Origin of the sequence: Bacillus sp. FSL K6-2839, assembly GCF_038003365.1 — a bacterium.
GTDB lineage: Bacteria > Bacillota > Bacilli > Bacillales > Bacillaceae > Bacillus.
In genome coordinates this window covers 799,633-817,153 of record NZ_JBBOOZ010000002.1, presented here as the reverse complement: position 1 = coordinate 817,153, position 17,521 = coordinate 799,633, and the positions used below count along the sequence as shown (strand labels likewise).

The 17,521-nt window shown below is 43.2% G+C and carries 14 protein-coding genes and 5 tRNA genes; 6 read left to right on the top strand and 13 right to left on the bottom strand.

Features of this window, described 5'->3' with window-relative positions; translation table 11 throughout:
- Positions 1 to 90: 90 nt before the first annotated feature.
- From glmM to MHH26_RS18305, 11 genes are all read right to left on the bottom strand, one after another.
- Positions 91 to 1,437: a phosphoglucosamine mutase gene (gene glmM, locus MHH26_RS18355; RefSeq protein ID WP_034664420.1), complete on the bottom strand. Its 1,347-nt coding sequence runs from the start codon at positions 1,435 to 1,437 to the stop codon at positions 91 to 93.
- A gap of 25 nt (positions 1,438 to 1,462) precedes the next feature.
- Positions 1,463 to 2,872 (bottom strand): CdaR family protein, encoded by a 1,410-nt coding sequence (locus MHH26_RS18350; RefSeq protein WP_060595398.1) that lies wholly within the window; start codon positions 2,870 to 2,872, stop codon positions 1,463 to 1,465.
- Complete coding sequence (gene cdaA, locus MHH26_RS18345; RefSeq protein ID WP_060595397.1) at positions 2,865 to 3,686, bottom strand: diadenylate cyclase CdaA; 822 nt, start codon at positions 3,684 to 3,686, stop codon at positions 2,865 to 2,867. The genes MHH26_RS18350 and cdaA overlap by 8 nt, the downstream gene beginning before the upstream one ends.
- A gap of 217 nt (positions 3,687 to 3,903) precedes the next feature.
- Positions 3,904 to 4,530, bottom strand: a complete 627-nt coding sequence (gene rsiW / locus MHH26_RS18340) for an anti-sigma-W factor RsiW (protein WP_307498880.1) — start codon at positions 4,528 to 4,530, stop codon at positions 3,904 to 3,906.
- 14 nt (positions 4,531 to 4,544) lie between these two features.
- Positions 4,545 to 5,108: an RNA polymerase sigma factor SigW gene (sigW, locus tag MHH26_RS18335; RefSeq protein WP_034664426.1), complete on the bottom strand. Its 564-nt coding sequence runs from the start codon at positions 5,106 to 5,108 to the stop codon at positions 4,545 to 4,547.
- A 183-nt stretch (positions 5,109 to 5,291) separates the two neighbouring features.
- Positions 5,292 to 6,203 carry an arginase gene (gene rocF, locus MHH26_RS18330; protein ID WP_106031853.1) on the bottom strand — a complete coding sequence of 304 codons (912 nt, stop codon included), beginning with the start codon at positions 6,201 to 6,203 and terminating at the stop codon, positions 5,292 to 5,294.
- A gap of 136 nt (positions 6,204 to 6,339) precedes the next feature.
- Positions 6,340 to 6,411, bottom strand: a tRNA-Gln gene (locus tag MHH26_RS18325).
- Positions 6,412 to 6,415: 4 nt separating this feature from the next.
- Positions 6,416 to 6,500: transfer RNA gene (locus MHH26_RS18320), tRNA-Tyr, on the bottom strand.
- 28 nt (positions 6,501 to 6,528) lie between these two features.
- A tRNA-Thr gene (locus tag MHH26_RS18315) sits at positions 6,529 to 6,601 on the bottom strand.
- Between the two features lie 3 nt (positions 6,602 to 6,604).
- Positions 6,605 to 6,680: transfer RNA gene (locus MHH26_RS18310), tRNA-Val, on the bottom strand.
- A 6-nt stretch (positions 6,681 to 6,686) separates the two neighbouring features.
- Positions 6,687 to 6,761, bottom strand: a tRNA-Glu gene (locus MHH26_RS18305).
- A gap of 221 nt (positions 6,762 to 6,982) precedes the next feature.
- On the opposite strand from MHH26_RS18305, the gene murQ reads away from it, so the two are divergent.
- From murQ to MHH26_RS18275, 6 genes are read left to right on the top strand one after another with little or no spacing between them, the layout of a single operon-like run.
- A complete protein-coding gene (gene murQ, locus MHH26_RS18300) occupies positions 6,983 to 7,894 on the top strand; it encodes an N-acetylmuramic acid 6-phosphate etherase (protein ID WP_340974285.1) in 912 nt (303 codons plus the stop codon).
- A 14-nt stretch (positions 7,895 to 7,908) separates the two neighbouring features.
- The gene (locus tag MHH26_RS18295) at positions 7,909 to 8,778 is read left to right on the top strand and encodes a MurR/RpiR family transcriptional regulator (protein ID WP_034664434.1); all 870 of its coding nucleotides are present in this window, start codon (positions 7,909 to 7,911) and stop codon (positions 8,776 to 8,778) included.
- Entirely contained in the window at positions 8,775 to 10,148 is a 1,374-nt protein-coding gene (locus MHH26_RS18290) for a PTS transporter subunit EIIC (RefSeq protein WP_106037015.1), read from the top strand. Before MHH26_RS18295 ends, MHH26_RS18290 begins: the two co-directional genes overlap by 4 nt.
- 19 nt (positions 10,149 to 10,167) lie before the next feature.
- Positions 10,168 to 11,523: a penicillin binding protein PBP4B gene (pbp4b, locus tag MHH26_RS18285; RefSeq protein WP_340974282.1), complete on the top strand. Its 1,356-nt coding sequence runs from the start codon at positions 10,168 to 10,170 to the stop codon at positions 11,521 to 11,523.
- A gap of 13 nt (positions 11,524 to 11,536) precedes the next feature.
- The gene (locus tag MHH26_RS18280) at positions 11,537 to 13,456 is read left to right on the top strand and encodes a glycoside hydrolase family 3 protein (protein ID WP_340974280.1); all 1,920 of its coding nucleotides are present in this window, start codon (positions 11,537 to 11,539) and stop codon (positions 13,454 to 13,456) included.
- A gap of 11 nt (positions 13,457 to 13,467) precedes the next feature.
- Positions 13,468 to 14,715: an exo-beta-N-acetylmuramidase NamZ family protein gene (locus MHH26_RS18275; protein WP_340974278.1), complete on the top strand. Its 1,248-nt coding sequence runs from the start codon at positions 13,468 to 13,470 to the stop codon at positions 14,713 to 14,715.
- Positions 14,716 to 14,754: 39 nt separating this feature from the next.
- On the opposite strand, the gene MHH26_RS18270 is transcribed toward MHH26_RS18275, so the two are convergent.
- Together MHH26_RS18270 and MHH26_RS18265 are read right to left on the bottom strand one after the other, a co-directional pair.
- A complete protein-coding gene (locus MHH26_RS18270) occupies positions 14,755 to 15,720 on the bottom strand; it encodes a bile acid:sodium symporter family protein (RefSeq protein WP_340974276.1) in 966 nt (321 codons plus the stop codon).
- 61 nt (positions 15,721 to 15,781) lie between these two features.
- Complete coding sequence (locus MHH26_RS18265; RefSeq protein WP_340974274.1) at positions 15,782 to 17,221, bottom strand: SulP family inorganic anion transporter; 1,440 nt, start codon at positions 17,219 to 17,221, stop codon at positions 15,782 to 15,784.
- Positions 17,222 to 17,521 lie beyond the last annotated feature (300 nt).

Sequence of the window (17,521 nt, the reverse complement as noted above, 5' to 3'; positions counted from 1 at the left end):
CCTTCGCTTATAAGATTCGTACAAATCCATCCATTTATGACGTTTATTCGAAAAAAAAGCAAACCGCCGCTGGCGATTTGCTTTCATCTATTACTCGATACCCATTTCCTCTTTCACAACAGCGGTAATTCGAGTCACATATTCATCACACAGCTCTTTTGTTTTCGCCTCTGCCATCACGCGTACAAGCGGCTCTGTTCCAGATGGACGAACAAGAATACGGCCATCACCGTTCATCTCTTTTTCGACCTCTTGAATCACTGCTTTTACTTTTTCATTTTCTTCTACTTTATATTTATCAGACACTTTCACATTCACTAGAAGCTGCGGGAATTTTTCCATTTCAGCTGCAAGCTCTGACAATGTTTTTCCTGTTGCTTTGAGTGTATTGACAAGCATGATCGCAGAAAGCATGCCATCACCTGTCGTATTGTAATCAAGGAAAATCAAATGGCCTGATTGCTCACCGCCGACATTATAGCCATCCTTTTTCATCGCTTCAACCACATAGCGGTCACCAACAGCGGTTTGGATGCTCTTAATGCCTTGTTTCTCCAGCGCTTTATAGAAGCCTAGGTTACTCATGACCGTGGACACGACGGTGTCATCCTTTAATCGGCCTTCACCCTTCAAATAACGTGCACATATGTACATAATTTGATCGCCGTCTACAATATCACCTTTTTCATCGACAGCAATTAAACGGTCTCCGTCACCATCAAACGCAAGACCAATATCTGCACCCTTCTCCTTCACAAAAGCAGAAAGTGCCTCTGGATGAGTTGAGCCGACACCATCATTGATATTCAATCCGTTTGGTGATGTTCCCATTGTGGACACATCTGCATCTAAATCCGCAAATAAATGTGTCGCTAGAGAAGAGGTTGCACCGTGAGCACAGTCAAGCGCCACGTGAATACCTGTGAAATCCTCGTCCGCTGTCTGCTTCAAGAATTGCAAGTATTTCTGACCTCCTTCAAAGTAGTCATTCATCGTTCCAAGATCCGCTCCAACTGGGCGTGGCAATTGATCGACCGGCTGATCCATCAGCTGCTCAATTTCATTCTCCTGTTCATCAGACAGCTTAAAGCCGTCACCGCCGAAGAATTTAATTCCGTTGTCTTGAACTGGGTTGTGAGAAGCAGAAATCATGACACCCGCTTCTGCATCCATTGCCTTCGTTAAATAAGACACTCCAGGTGTTGAGATCACACCTAAACGCATCACTTCAGCGCCAATTGAAAGTAAGCCTGCAACGAGCGCTCCTTCTAGCATATGACCGGATACACGTGTGTCTCGTCCAACGAGTACCTTTGGACGTTCTTTATCCTTCGTGAGCACATAGCCGCCAAATCTCCCAATTTTAAATGCGAGCTCTGGCGTTAATTCGCTATTCGCCACACCCCTTACACCATCAGTTCCAAAGTACTTGCCCATGTTTCAATCGCTCCTTTTTTACCATTCAAGAGGACGCTTCGTCCTCTTTTTTATCTTCTTTGATCCGCTGTCTTTGACTTGATTCTTTCTTTGCTTTATCTTGCGTGGATTCTTCTTTACTCTTCTCATCCTGATCATCGTCATCAGAAGATGGATCCTTGCGATCATTCGTAGACGCTGGCTGATCTTCTGTCTCAGTAGAAGTCAGTTTCACTTTGACCTTTGATCTCGATAATGTCCACGTCACATTTTGAGGACCGTTCACTTGAATTGTGACCTCATGTGTTCCTTCGTTCAAGTCCCCAACATTGATATAGGCTTCAACATCTGAAGCCTTTAGTTTATCAATCGCACTCTTTGATCCCTTTGCTGTTAACGTGAGTCGTCCAGAAGATGGGCTCACAAAATCAGAGGTGAGATCCTTGCTCAGACCCACGACAGAAATCGGTACATTATCGATCTTTTTTTCTTGAGCTGTTGCAACCTTCACTTTGATCTTGACGGTTTCGGGCGATACCTTTTTCACACCATCTGGCAGAGGAATGTCGGCATCAATCTCCGTATCATCTTTGATCTTGCTTAGGTCCAGCTTGACGCCATCAATAAAATCAAGCGAATCCAGCACTTTTTGAGAGCCGTACACCGTGACCTCACTCGGGCTTGTCTCAATGCTTGAGATACTGATCCCGTCAGGTAAGCTGCCCGTCCGCTCAATTTTAAACGGAACCTTTTTGCTTGGACTCGAGATGGGAACTGTAATATTCACCACAGACGGACTCAATTCGACTGGCAGCTCGTTCCCGCTGCTATCATACACAGTGAGCTTCGCTTCCTTTTCAATTTGCTGATCGACATCCTCTAGGTTCACAAATGCTTTAATGACAGAAATTTTGTCGATCACGTCCTTTGAACCAGTGACTGTGACTTTTTTCGGATTCACAATAGGCTGTTCAGGTGAATAGCCGTCTTTGATTTTATTTTGATTATAAAATTCGGTTTCAACAGGAAATTCAGCTGTTGTTTTTTCTTGTATCGTCACCGTCGTCACAGACGGATTGATCGATAGTGTGAGTCCCTTTGATACATCTCTTGCCTTCAGCTCCACTTTATGTGTACCTGTCGATAAATTCTGCATATCTGCGTATATTTCAAAATTCTTTGTTTGTCTTGCTGTTTTCACAGCACTTGTTGACCCTTTAATCGTCACATTGACTGTTTGCGGTACACCAGTGACGACGTACTTCTCGTCGTCATAATACGCTTTAACAGGAATGTCGGTTAAGGTTGCTTCATCTGTCGTCGATGTTGGGAAAAAGGATTCACCGATTTTTTTCGGCGTGGGCGCTTGCGCTGAATTGACTGCACCATACAGCAATAAAGCGAAGACCAATGCAAGAAGCTTTACGGCCCAGCGATTATTCAAAATCTTATCCATTTTTCTTGCCCCTCCAATACCATTTGGTCGAGGAAGCATCTTTGCTGTTCTTACTAAATTCAGCAATCAGCATTTCTTCAAGCGCTTCTTCTGTCAATTCTCGGTGGAGATCACCATTTCTTGCGACAGAAATGCCGCCTGTCTCTTCAGAAACGATGACGGTTAAGCTGTCTGTCACTTCACTAATTCCGACTGCCGCCCGGTGACGCGTCCCCAGTTCCTTAGAGATAAAAGGACTTTCTGACAGCGGTAAATAACAAGCCGCAGCTGCAATCTCATCACGCTTCATAATGACAGCACCGTCATGAAGCGGTGTATTTGGAATGAAAATATTAATGAGCAGCTCTGAACTCACCTTTGCATTCAAAGGAATTCCAGTCTCTATGTAATCATTCATCCCAGTATCACGCTCAATTGTCAGCAGCGCGCCGATTCTGCGTTTTGCCATATATTTAATTGCTTTTGTAATTGCCTCGATCGTTTTCTGCTGCTGTTCCTCTATAGGTGTCCCGCTTCTTGAGAAGAAACGGCCGCGCCCAAGCTGCTCAAGCGCTCTCCTTAGCTCTGGCTGAAAAATAATAATGATCGCAAGGAATCCCCACGTAATCGCTTGATCCATCAGCCATTGAAGTGTGTTAAGACCGAGATACGCACTTCCCATCCTGACAAGAACAATGACCACAATTCCCTTTAAAAGCTGAACCGCTTTTGTTCCGCGGATGACCATCATTAATTTATATATCACATACCAAACAACGAGAACATCAACAGCATTACCGAGGTACTGCAAAAAAGGAATATCCCCTAAAGCCATTTCCTCGTCCTCCAGAATTTTCAGTTATTCTTCGTTTGATGCATTTTTAATAAAAAAAGAGACTATGTGTAAATACATAGCGTGGCTATTATACCACATTTTGTTTCAGCAAGGAAAACAGTTGCCATATATGGCTGGCGTGCTAGTTCGCATACATTCTGACCTATAATATAGAAAAAGAGCAGCCCCATAAAGAGACTGCTCTCGACCCGTATGATTACTTTTGCTCCTCTGGTCCAATGACCCGCATCACATTTTGTGCTGTGGATTTCATTTTGTACCAAATCCAATCAAACACTTCATTAATTTCATTAATTTGACCAGTGACTTGTCCGGCAGAAGCAGTCAGCTGTTCCCCATTGACGACGGTGACATTTCCATCAACCTTGCCTTCTACAATCAGCTTGCCATTTTTGACAGTGACATCACCTTTTACGGTTTCCCCTTTAGGTACGGTCACTGTATCATTTACAACGACGAGATTCGGCTGTTTTGACACACTGAAATTATGATCGGTATTCCAGCTTGTAAACAGACTGCCTCCCATCAAAATGAGAAAGAGGGCAGCGGCCACCATCAGCGGATGAGCTTTGATCCATCTTTGAATCGACACACGCTTTTTTTCCTTTGGAAGACCTGCCATCACCTTTGCAGTGAAATCAGATGGTGCTTCTATATGAGATGTACTCTGCACAAGCGCGATGGATTTCTCAATTTGTTGAAAATGAGTACGGCACTCCTCACACGATTGCAGATGGCTTTTTAATTCTTTTTCGTCTTGGGGCTCAATGTCCCCGTCTAAATACTGATGCATAAGCAGGACGATTTTTTCCTGACAGCTCATCAAAATCACCTCACTCAAAGGTCTCTCAACTGTTTCCGGAGAGCCTCTCTACCCCTGTGTATTCTCGTTTTCACCGTACCAACGGGTATATTCAGAATCTCGCTAATTTCTTTTAACGAGAGTTCATCAATATACTTTAATACGATGACCGAACGATATTTATCGGGTAATCTTAGAATTTTTTGCTGAATGGTACTCGATAATTCAAGAGACACCACCTCTTCCTCTGGCAAAATGCCATCAGCAGCAATTTGAGAATACATATTCAATCCTTCTGTTCCTGCCACCTCTGCATCTAAATAATAATCCGGCTTTTTTTTGCGAATACGATCGATGGTCAGGTTGGTTGCAATGCGGTACAGCCACGTAGAAAACTTACGATTCACATCAAAGCTTTCAATATTCACATAGGCACGAATAAACGCCTCCTGTGCAATATCCTCTGCTTCGTGTGCATTCCCAAGCATACGATAGCACAGCTGATAAATTTTGTCTTTATACAGGTCTACGATGTCTGCAAATGCGTTCTGGTCGCCTTTTTTCACTTGCTTAATTCTCTTTTTAATCATTGTGTCCATAGTATATTCAACCTCTGCCTTCACCGGTCTTTATGTATACGAATCTCTTTCCAAAAGGTTTCATTCTCCTCTAAAAAATAGTGTAACAAATTTTTGACAGCGTGTTACGCATATCCACCGGTAAAAACCTTAATATATCCTTAAATTTCTCCAAAACAAAAAAGAACGGGAACAAGTCCCGCTCTACAATAGCTTTTCGCCCATTAACGAGCCAATCAACGCAACAGCTGCCTCGGCTGTTTTATTTTTTTCATCCAAAACCGGATTCACCTCAACAAATTCAGCTGAAGTCAAAATACCCGCTTCCTCTAAAAGTTCCATGGCAAGATGACTCTCCCGGTAGCTAATGCCGCCCGCCACAGGAGTTCCTACACCAGGGCACTCCGCTGGATCTAGTCCATCTAAATCAAGCGACAGGTGGACACCATCTGTTCTTTCCTTTAAATATGAAATGGCTTCCTCCATCACCCTTGTCATCCCTAAACGATCTATTTCATGCATCGTATACACTTTAATGCCTTTCTCTCTAATCAATGCCCGCTCTCCTTCATCTAAGGATCGAGCACCAATTATAACAACATTCTCAGGCTTCAATTTAGGGGAATAACCACCAATGTTCGTTAAATCAGCATGCCCAAGGCCGAGACTGACTGCAAGCGGCATACCATGTATATTTCCAGAAGGAGAGGTTTCCTCTGTATTTAAATCACCGTGTGCATCATACCAAATGGCACCTAAGTTTTCATAATGCTTGGCTACCCCCGCAAGTGTTCCTATCGCAATGCTGTGATCACCGCCTAAAATGAGCGGGAATGAGCCTGATTGCACAATACTGTCAACCTTCTCAGCTAGCAGCTGATTCGCACCAGCATTCTCCGTTAAATTTTTTAGCTTTTCACTTGTATATAAACCTTTCTCATCATCTCTTTGTTCAACCAAAATATCGCCGAGATCCTCCACATCAAATGAAAGCGATTCCAATTTTTCTTTTACGCCTGCACACCGAATGGCACTCGGTCCCATATCGACGCCCCTTCTCATTTGACCCAAATCCATCGGAACTCCGACAATCGTGACCTTCTTTTGATCTCCCATATGTACATCCCCTTTCCGTTCATGCTTATATTTTACTTTCTCGATGCCTTCTGACTCAACTCAACAATATTTTGAATAGTTATACATTCCGTCTGCCAACATAAAAAAAGACACCTTTTTGAAAAAGGTGTCTTAACTGGGCTAGCTGGATTCGAACCAACGCATGACGGAGTCAAAGTCCGTTGCCTTACCGCTTGGCTATAGCCCAAAAATGGTGGAGGGGGGCGGATTCGAACCGCCGAACCCGGAGGGAGCGGATTTACAGTCCGCCGCGTTTAGCCACTTCGCTACCCCTCCACATATGGAATTGATAAAGAAAAAACAGTGCCGGCAAGAGGACTTGAACCCCCAACCTACTGATTACAAGTCAGTTGCTCTACCAGTTGAGCTACACCGGCATATGGTGGAGGATGACGGGCTCGAACCGCCGACCCTCTGCTTGTAAGGCAGATGCTCTCCCAGCTGAGCTAATCCTCCACATCATGGTGACCCGTACGGGATTCGAACCCGTGTTACCGCCGTGAAAGGGCGGTGTCTTAACCGCTTGACCAACGGGCCAGTTTGTCAAGTTTGCTGTTTCCGTGAAGCTGACAAAAGTTATTATATACAGGTTGTCCCCCTTTTGTAAAGGGGATTTTTATTTTTTTTATTTTCTGTCTATTCATCTCCAATTAGAACCACTTTTTTGTTTGAAATATAATTTCAGTATTTAAATATAATGTTGAAATTTCATATCATACTGAATATACTGAAAATGAAGAAATAAGGAGGAATGTCGCATGCAGCCATCTCAATTGCGTTCTTTGACAACAGAATCAAGAAATCCTAACACAATGGGAATATCACAAGCAGATCCACTCGAAATGCTCCAAATGATTAATGAAGAAGATATGAAGGTCGCTCAAGCAGTCAACCGTGTGCTACCACATGTCAAAACAGCAAGTGACTTCGCCTATCAATCCATCTCAAATGGAGGCAGACTCGTTTATTTAGGGGCCGGGACAAGCGGCAGACTTGGCGTGATGGATGCTGTTGAATGTCCCCCTACCTATAGCGTCTCACCTGATGTGATTATAGGCATCATGGCAGGCGGAGACTCTGCTTTTTCACATGCTGCCGAAGATGTGGAAGACAGTGAAGAAGCCGGCAAACAGGATTTAGTACACATTCACCTGACATCAAAAGATACGGTCGTCGGTATCGCCGCCAGCGGCAGGACACCCTACATCATCGGCGCTTTAAACTACGCTAAATTCATCGGCGCAAAAACAGTAGCCCTCAGCTGCAATGAACAAGCAGAAATTAGCGAGCTGGCAGACTGCGCCATTGAAGTCATTGTAGGACCAGAAGCCATCACTGGGTCAACACGAATGAAAGCCGCATCCGCTCATAAAATGATTTTAAATATGCTTTCCACCTCTGTCATGATCAGACAAGGTAAAGTATATGAAAACCTGATGGTTGATGTAAAAGTCAGCAATCATAAATTAAAAGAACGCGCCATCACCATCATTCAACATGTGACAAACGCTTCCTACGAACAAGCTGTGAAAACCCTTGAAGCGGCAGACTTAGAAGTCAAAACCGCCATCGTCATGCTTCAAACAAACACAGACAAAAAAACAGCCAAGGATTTACTCAACAAAACGAATGGTCATATCGACAAAGCCATCTCTCATCATCAATCCTAAAGGAGGCAGAGCTCATGTCAGCAGGTGGACTCACCCTACTACACACAATGAAAGCAAAGCTCCCCCAATCTGAAAAAATCATTGCAGACTATATCCTTGCCCATCCTGACAAAGTCATTAAAAGCACAGTACACGAGATCAGCCAGGCAGCCGGAGCAAGCAGCTCTGCAGTCATCCGCCTTTGTAAATCTCTCGGGCTAGATGGCTATCACGATTTAAAAATGCGAATCGCTGGAGACTTGATGCATAACGATAAACAAGGCTACCGTGATATCGAACAAGATGAACCGATTCAATCCATTATTCAAAAAACAGCAGGAAACTCGATTCAATCGATTAAGGACACCGCTTCTATTTTAAATGCAGATGCATTAGAAAAAGCTGTTCAATTACTGCTGCATGCAAACCAAATCCATTTTATCGGCGTCGGTGCATCTGGCATCGTCGCAGCGGATGCCCAGCAGAAATTTCTCAGAATCAATTATGCAGCGACTGCCTTCACTGACATGCACATCGCATCAACGGTCATCGCAAATGCAGGAAAGAATGACATCGTGTTCGGTATATCCTTTTCAGGAGAAACGTTAGACATCATTCAAGCCCTTCAGCTCGCAAAAGACAATCAAGTGAAAACCATTGCCTTAACGCATCCTGGTCAAACAAGCGTTTCTGCTTTAAGTGATGTTCACCTATCGACGTCCGGTTCCAATGAAGCACCTTTTCGCAGTGCAGCCACTTCCTCTAGAATGGCACAGCTCTACTTAATTGATGTCTTGTTCCTCAGCTTAGCTTCCCGTCAATATGAAGAGACAGCGCAATATATTGATAAGACAAGACATGCCATCCGCTCCATGAAACGAAAATCAAAGGGGGATTCAACATGAGTCATCAAAAGAAATATCAGCAGTTGGCGAAAGACATTCTTTCTCTCTGTGGTGGTTCTGAAAACATCTCTTCCCATACACATTGTATGACGCGTCTCCGAATTACACCGATTGACAATGAACAAGTTCACATCACAGCAATTAAAGAACTCGATGGCGTCATTGGTGTCGTTGAGGCAGAAACGCTTCAAATCATTTTAGGTACAGGTGTTGTCAACCAAGTATCAAGTGCGTTTGAACAGCTGCTAAATGCCTCTGGCTCTTATGATTTAAACAATGAAGCACAAAAAAACAAGCAAGCCATTTCACAAAAGAACCGCACACCGTTCAAGCTGTTCTTACGACGGATTGCCAGCATCTTTATTCCTATCATTCCGGCACTCGTTGCATCAGGTCTTATTACAGGGATTACGAAAGCAATCGTGCAAGCAGGCTGGCTCGATGAAAAGTCTCAAGCAGCGATCATTTTAACCGTTATTGGTTCAGGCTTGTTCGCATATCTCGGTATTTTAGTCGGATCAAATGCCGCAAAGGAGTTTGGAGGCTCTCCTGCATTAGGCGCATTAGCTGGTATCCTCATTATTAACCCAGCCTCCGCAGACATTATGTTATTTGGCACAAATATTCTACCAGGCAGAGGCGGGCTCATCGGTGTTCTTCTAGCCGCCATCTTTATGGCACTTGTGGAAACCCAAATTAGACGCTTCGTCCCGCAATCACTTGATATCATCGTCACACCAACCATCACACTACTCATTACAGGCATTTTTACGTACGTTGTCTTCATGCCAGTCGGCGGATTTATATCGGATGCCATCACCTCAGGATTAACTTATCTATTAAATATGGGCGGAATCTTCGCTGGATTTGTTCTTGGTGCGACCTTCCTTCCACTTGTTGTGACAGGACTTCACCAAGGACTGACACCAATTCATATGGAACTCATTAATTCCATTGGAGATGACCCGCTTTTGCCAATTCTCGCTATGGGCGGTGCAGGACAGGTAGGTGCGGCATTCGCCATTTATATGAAAACAAAAAAGAAAAAACTCAAAAGAGCCATCGCAGGTGGACTTCCTTCAGGGATGCTCGGCATTGGTGAACCACTCATTTTCGGTGTTACACTCCCTCTGGGACGGCCATTTCTCACTGCTTGTCTTGGCGCTGGAATCGGCGGCGCATTTCAAGCCTACTTCCAAATTGCAACGAAGGCGATTGGTGTATCAGGTCTCCCATTAACCTTTATTGTTCACACACATCAAATGCTTCTTTACTTAATCGGACTCTTTATTGCATATGTCGCTGGATTTATTTTCACATACTTATTTGGTTTTCATGATGATATGGCTGTTGAATTTGAGGAAAAATAAGCAATAGGAGGTCTAACTCTTGAAGAAATACTTTCTCTTAATAACAAGTCTGCTCATGCTCCTTGGATTACCCGTACAAACATTTGCAACTAGCTCCCATCCTGTATCGTCTTTGTCTAAAACAGCACCTGAAGAATATCCCGTCTTAAAAAAGGCAAAACGACCGGAACAAGCAGGTTTTTCTTCCAGGCAGCTTAGGAAGGTTGATCACATGATTCAAAACGACATCAAAGCAGGATTTCCAGGAGGCGCACTCATCATTATCAAAGACGGAAAAATCGTCCATCAAAAAGCCTATGGCTACAGGCAAAAATACGAAGGCACAACTGAACTCAAATCATATAAGAAAATGAAAAAGAATACACTGTTCGACTTAGCATCCAACACCAAAATGTATGCGACCAACTATGCCCTGCAAAAGCTCGTCTACGAGAAAAAACTGGATGTGAACGAAAAAATACAATCCATCCTGCCAGATTTTAAAGATGAACCAGATGCAAAGGTAACCGGTAAAGATCAGCTTCGTGTAAAAGATCTTCTGACCCATTCTGCCGGTCTCCCTTCCAGTGTCTTATTTTATAGCAAAGAAGCCGCCGGCTCTTTTTTCTCTCAAGATAGAAAGACAACGATGAAATGGCTGCCGAAGGTGCCGCTGCAATACAAACCAGGCACCCAGCACATTTATAGTGACATTGATTACATGCTGTTAGGCATGATCATTGAGAAAAAAACAGGTATGCCTCTTGATCAATATGTAGAGTCGACGATCTATCGGCCGCTAGGTCTCAAACATACAATGTTCAATCCACTGCAAAAAGGATTTAAACCGAAGCATTTTGCAGCAACCGAACGTTTAGGTAATTCGCGAGATGGTGTCATTGATTTTGAAAACATTCGCAGGTACACCCTGCTAGGCGAAGTCCACGATGAGAAAGCATATTACTCAATGGCAGGTATCTCTGGTCATGCCGGACTTTTCTCTAACATGTCAGATATGGGCGTGCTGCTCCAGCTCATGCTGAACAAAGGAGGCTATGGAAAAAAAACCATCTTTGATCAAGCTTCTATCGATCTCTTTACAGCCTCTTCTGATACAAACTCAACTTACGGGCTAGGCTGGCGTAAAAACGGTCATACTGACATGGAATGGATGTTTGGGAAATATGCAAGTAACGAAGCCTATGGACATACTGGCTGGACCGGAACTATGACATTGATTGATCCAAAACATAATCTAGGTATCGTCTTGCTGACAAATAAGAAACATTCGCCTGTCGTTTCACCTGAAACCAACCCAAATCAATTTGAAGGTGACCTTTTCCCAACTGGTACTTATGGAAGCATCATGACCGCAATCTACGAATCTTTTAAGTAAAAGGAGGAATTCGATGTTAAAAGCTCTTTTCCCCGCTACTCTGGTTTTGGCCCTGCTAACCTCTTCCATTCCAACGGAAAAGGTTAGCTCTGCCCCTCTTCCAACCGCAAAACAAATGGTGCAAGACATGTCCCTGGATGAAAAGATAGGTCAAATGCTCATGCCAGACTTTCGCAATTGGCAAACAAAAGATGAATCTGCACCTACAGGCTTAACAAAGATGAATAAAGAAGTGTCCCATCTTGTTGAAAAATATCATCTAGGCGGTGTCATCTTATTTGCGGAGAATGTCGTTGATACGAAACAAACCGTCAAACTCACCCATGAATTTCAAAAAGCATCACCAAAGATTCCATTACTCATTTCAATTGATCAAGAAGGTGGAATCGTCACAAGATTACAAAAGGGAACACATTTCCCAGGAAATATGTCGATTGGTGCCTCTAGAAGTAAGAAAAATGCATACGACACAGGCAAAATCATCGGCAAAGAACTAAACGCACTAGGGATCAATACAAACTTCTCTCCTGTGCTTGATGTGAATAATAATCCAAACAACCCCGTCATTGGTGTCCGTTCCTTTAGCTCTGATCCTGCTCTTGTCACTAGACTTAGCCTTCAAACCATGAAAGGACTTCAAAAGGAAAAAACTATTTCGACACTCAAGCATTTCCCGGGACATGGTGATACAGCTGTCGATAGTCACTACGGCTTGCCGCTCGTAGAACATGATCTAGATCGTTTAAAAAAGGTTGAGCTCTATCCGTTTCAACAAGCCATCAACGCTGGTGCGGATATGGTCATGACCGCTCATGTTCAATTCCCTGCCATTGATGATACAACGTATAAAAGCAAAAAAGATGGCGAGGACATTATGGTTCCAGCAACCTTATCGAAAAAAGTCATCACACACTTATTAAAAGAAGAGATGGGCTTTCAAGGAGTTGTCGTAACAGACGCCCTAAATATGAAAGCGATTGCAGATAACTTTGGGCAGGAAGAAGCCGTGGTGATGGCTATTAAGGCAGGTGTCGACATCGCCCTTATGCCAGCACCAGTCACCTCTCTAAAAACAGAAAAAAACCTAGAGAATGTGTTCAATGCTGTAAAACAGGCGATTGTAAAGAAAGAAATTCCGATGTCTCAAATCAACCAATCTGTCGAAAAAATTCTTCAATTGAAAATCAAACGCGGCATCATTTCTTCCAAGAAACCCATCACCCTTGAGAAAAAAATCAAAAAAGCCACTCAAGTCGTTGGGAAAAAGTCGCACCGGAAAGCAGAACAAAAAATGGCACGTGAAGGGATCACCCTGCTTAAAAACAACGAAAAGACCTTACCATTCAAGCCTAAAAAGAATAACAAGATCTTGGTCATGGCACCTTACGAAGATCAGACAAAAGCCATGTCTGTCACAATTGACTCTCTGATCAAACAAAAAAAGATCAAACCTGTACGTATCCAGTCATATGCGTTTGCGGATAAGACCTTCACCAAAGAAACAGCCAAACTGATTCAAGATGCTGACTATGTGATTACCGGTTCTTACGTAGTCCAAAATGACCCAGCTGTGAATGATGGAGTGATTGATGACAATGTCCAGGACCCGAAAAAGTGGGCTACTGCATTCCCGCGTGCTGTCATGAAAGAAACAGCAGCACAAAACAAAAAAATGGTCATCATGAGTCTAAGAAATCCTTACGATGCGGCAAATTTTGAGGAGGCTGATGCCTTACTAGCCGTTTACGGTTTTAAAGGCTACTCAAACGGACAATTCAATCAGCCAAATATTCCTGCTGGATTAGAAGTGATATTTGGCGCTGCATCACCTAAGGGCAAATTGCCTGTGGATATCCCATCTGTCACTCATCCAAATCAAACCCTGTATCCATTCGGCTATGGACTCAACTTGAAAGGGAAACAGATCAAATAGGAGGGATTCTCTTGAAAAAAACAGCAAGCTTGATACTCGCAAGCATTCTCATCATGAGCACATTGACCGCAGCCTCCCCTGCAGAGCAAGGACGAACAGACACAAAAGGAAAAAAAGCAACAGTCAAAACAGGGATTGAAACACTACTCTCAGGCAACCTTTCATGGTTAAAAGGGAAAAGGGTCGGCCTCATTACGAACCCAACTGGTATTGATGCAAATATGAAAAGCAGTGTCGATCTCCTATTTGAGCATCCAAATATCAAGCTTACTGCTCTATATGGACCTGAACATGGTGTGCGCGGCGATGCACAAGCAGGAGAAGGCGTCGAATCCTATACCGATGAAAAAACGGGTCTCCCTGTTTACTCTCTCTATGGAAAAACAAGAAAACCAACGCCTGATATGCTTAAAGATGTAGATGTTTTGCTGTTTGATATCCAAGATGTTGGCGCTCGTTATTACACCTATATTTACACGATGGCTTATGCGATGGAAGCCGCTAAAGAAAACAACATTCCCTTTGTTGTCCTAGACCGTCCAAACCCCATTGGCGGACTAAAAGTAGAAGGCCCTGTCTTAGAACCTGAGCACGCTTCATTTGTAGGGCTCTATCCAATACCATTAAGACATGGGATGACCACTGGTGAACTAGCAAAACTCTTTAACAAAGAGTTTCATATCAATGCTGATGTCACAGTCATCAAAATGAAAAATTGGAAGCGTTCTATGACGTTTGATGACACGAAGCTGCCGTTCGTCCTTCCTTCACCTAACATGCCGACAGTGGATAGTACCTTTGTATATCCCGCCACAGGATTAATTGAAGGAACAAATGTCTCTGAAGGCAGAGGAACAACAAAACCGTTCGAGCTCATTGGCGCTCCATATATCAATAGCAGCGAGCTAGCAGATCATTTAAATCAGTTAAAACTAAAGGGTGTACAATTTAGACCAGTATCATTCACCCCCACTTTTTCTAAACATTCAGGTAAGCTATCACACGGTGTGCAGCTATACGTCACAGACCGCTCTTCATTCGAAGCGGTAAAAACAGGGTTATCCATCATCAAAGCAATACATGATTTATATCCAAAAGACTTTCAGTTCCTTCAAACAGGCAGCTTTGATAAACTCATCGGAAATGGTTGGATGAAAGAAGAAATCAATCAAGGTACTTCCGTCAAACAAATCATGAAGCGCTATCATCACGACCTCAAAACGTTCGAAAAGAAACGCAAGAAATATCTCATCTATTAATTCGCAAAAAGACCTCCATCTCATAAGATGGAGGTCTTTTCATGATAAAGATTTAGTCACAGCAGGCGCCTTCAGCTCAAAACGATTGAGTAAGAAACCAAACAAGGCAGCAAGCACTTGCTGAAATAGCATGCCAATCACAACAGGGACAGCAACAGCAGGCGGGAAAAAGCTAATAGCAAGCACAGCTCCGGCACTAATATTTCTCATTCCGCCCGTATACACAATGGCCACAATCTCCCCTTGAGTACATTTCATCACCTTTCCAATCAACCATGCAAAAGCATACCCACTCATCGCAATGAAAAAGACAGTCGCTGCTTTGCTAAAAAATGCAGCATCCAGTTCACGCAAATATGGGGCGACAACAGAACTGTTAATCGATACGACAACAAACAAGCCTAATTTTGAAAAAGGAGACAGGGTCTGACCAATTATTTTCGTCACCGATGGCTTTGCATACTGACGAACGAGCATCCCTAAAATAGAGGGCAGCACCACCATACCAAACAGCCCTTTCATGATTGCGACCATGTCCATATGGACCTGTGTACCGACGAAGAGTGACAAGCTGGCTGGCACAATCAATGGCGAAAGCAATGTATCAATTAAAATGATGGATAACGTTAACCCGACATTCCCTTTATACATCGCCGCCCATATTAAACTAGAAACACCTGTTGGAATCACCATCGCAAGCGTCAAACCGGTGATCGTCATGGAATCACCCGCAAATATCAAATGCCCTGCTGACCAGGCATAAAGGGGCATCAGCACATGTAAAATCATAAACGATAAAATCAAAGGCAATGGGTGCATCACCGTATGCTTTAAAGCTGAAAAAGTAGATGACAAGCTCCCTGAAAATGTCATCATGGCAAATACCCAGGGCACCATAAACGTAAAATCCTTTAAATAGGCCGACAATAATACACCGAGTAACACACTAATGGGCGTAATAAGCGGCATCATCCGGCCGAGCACTTGGTTCAAACGCACAAGCATGCCGGCCACCTCCATCCTTCACTTTCTTACCTTTTCTATTGTAACAAACAGAAAGATCTTTTTAAGAACCATTCACCTGTTTCACAAGCTTTCGACTCGAGGTATCCATTCCAACTACGTCTACCTGTACACCAGCTGCTTGATACTTTTCCTTTACACGTTCTATCGCTGCCACGCCTGATTCATCCCATATACGCGCTTCAGACAAATCAATCACAACGGCTTGGAGATCTTTCTCCTGATGGAACGCTTGGATGAAATCAGTGACAGAAGCAAAGAAAATTTGCCCTTTAATTCGATACACCCAAATACCCGCTTGGCTTTCTGTAGAGGTAATATGAAGCTTTGATATTTTTGCTACAAAGAATATCGCACTAAGCAGCACACCTGCAAACACACCTTTTGATAAATCATGAGTCAACACCACAGTCACGACCGTGACAATCATGACAATAGAATCTGTTTTCGGATTCTTTTTTAGCTGCTGAAAGGAACTCCAATCAAATGTCCCAACGGAGACCATAATCATCACAGCCACAAGAGCAGCCATCGGAATTTGAACCACCACATCTCCGAGTACAAAAATCAGCACCATTAGAAATGCACCCGCTACAAAGGTAGAAAGACGGCCACGCCCGCCTGCCTTCGTATTAATCACTGATTGACCAATCATCGCACAGCCAGCCATACCACCAAAGAATCCTGCAACCACATTAGCAATCCCTTGACCTCTCGCTTCCTTGTTCTTACGACTAGACGTCTCCGTCATATCATCGACAATCTGTGCAGTTAAAAGAGACTCAAGTAAACCAACCATCGCAAGTGCTAAAGAATAAGGAAAAATGATAGTAAGTGTCTCCCAGCTAAACGGTACTTGAGGAATCAGAAAAGCAGGCAAAGAACTAGGAAGCTCTCCCATATCTCCAACCGTTCTAACATCAATATGTCCAAATACAGCAATGATCGTCATGACAATAATCGCAATGAGTGGGGAAGGTATCACTTTTACCACCATCGGCAATAAATAAATAATCAACAAGGCGCTACCTGTCATGATATACATGGCCATTGATTCTCCGACGAAATGTGGAAGCTGAGCCATGAAGATCATAATAGCCAACGCATTCACAAAACCAACCATCACGGACCTCGGAATAAATTTCATCAGACGAGACACTCGGCAGAGTCCAAACACTATTTGAATCAGACCTGTTAAAATCGTAGCTGCAAACAAATATTGCAATCCATGATCGGCAACCAAATTAACCATGACCAGAGCCATAGCCCCTGTAGCGGCCGAAATCATACCTGGCCGTCCACCAACAAACGAAATCACAATTGCAATACAAAACGAAGCATACAACCCGATCTTCGGATCAACGCCCGCAATAATTGAAAACGCAATCGCCTCAGGAATTAAAGCCAGAGCCACTAAAATACCCGCAAGCACATCCTGACGCACATGCCCAAACCATTCTTGCTTTACAAATAAATCTTTCAAACCATCTACTCCTTTTTATATACATACCGAACATGGAAAAAGAAGATCAACCAAACCTGGAGATGAAGAAAGGAAAAATAAATAATGCTTCACTTTCGGGGGGAAGAGGGACGTACAGAGTCTTTTGTTAGAGAGGATATCATCACTTTAGTAAGAATATAAGAAAGGCACTAAAGAATCAAGCACAAAAAGAAGGAATGTGTAGAAAATTGATACAAAGCTTCCTTATCAATCGATTTATTCCATTTTCATGAGTCTATTTGTCACTGAGCAAGTCCAACATTTTAAAACAAACAAAAA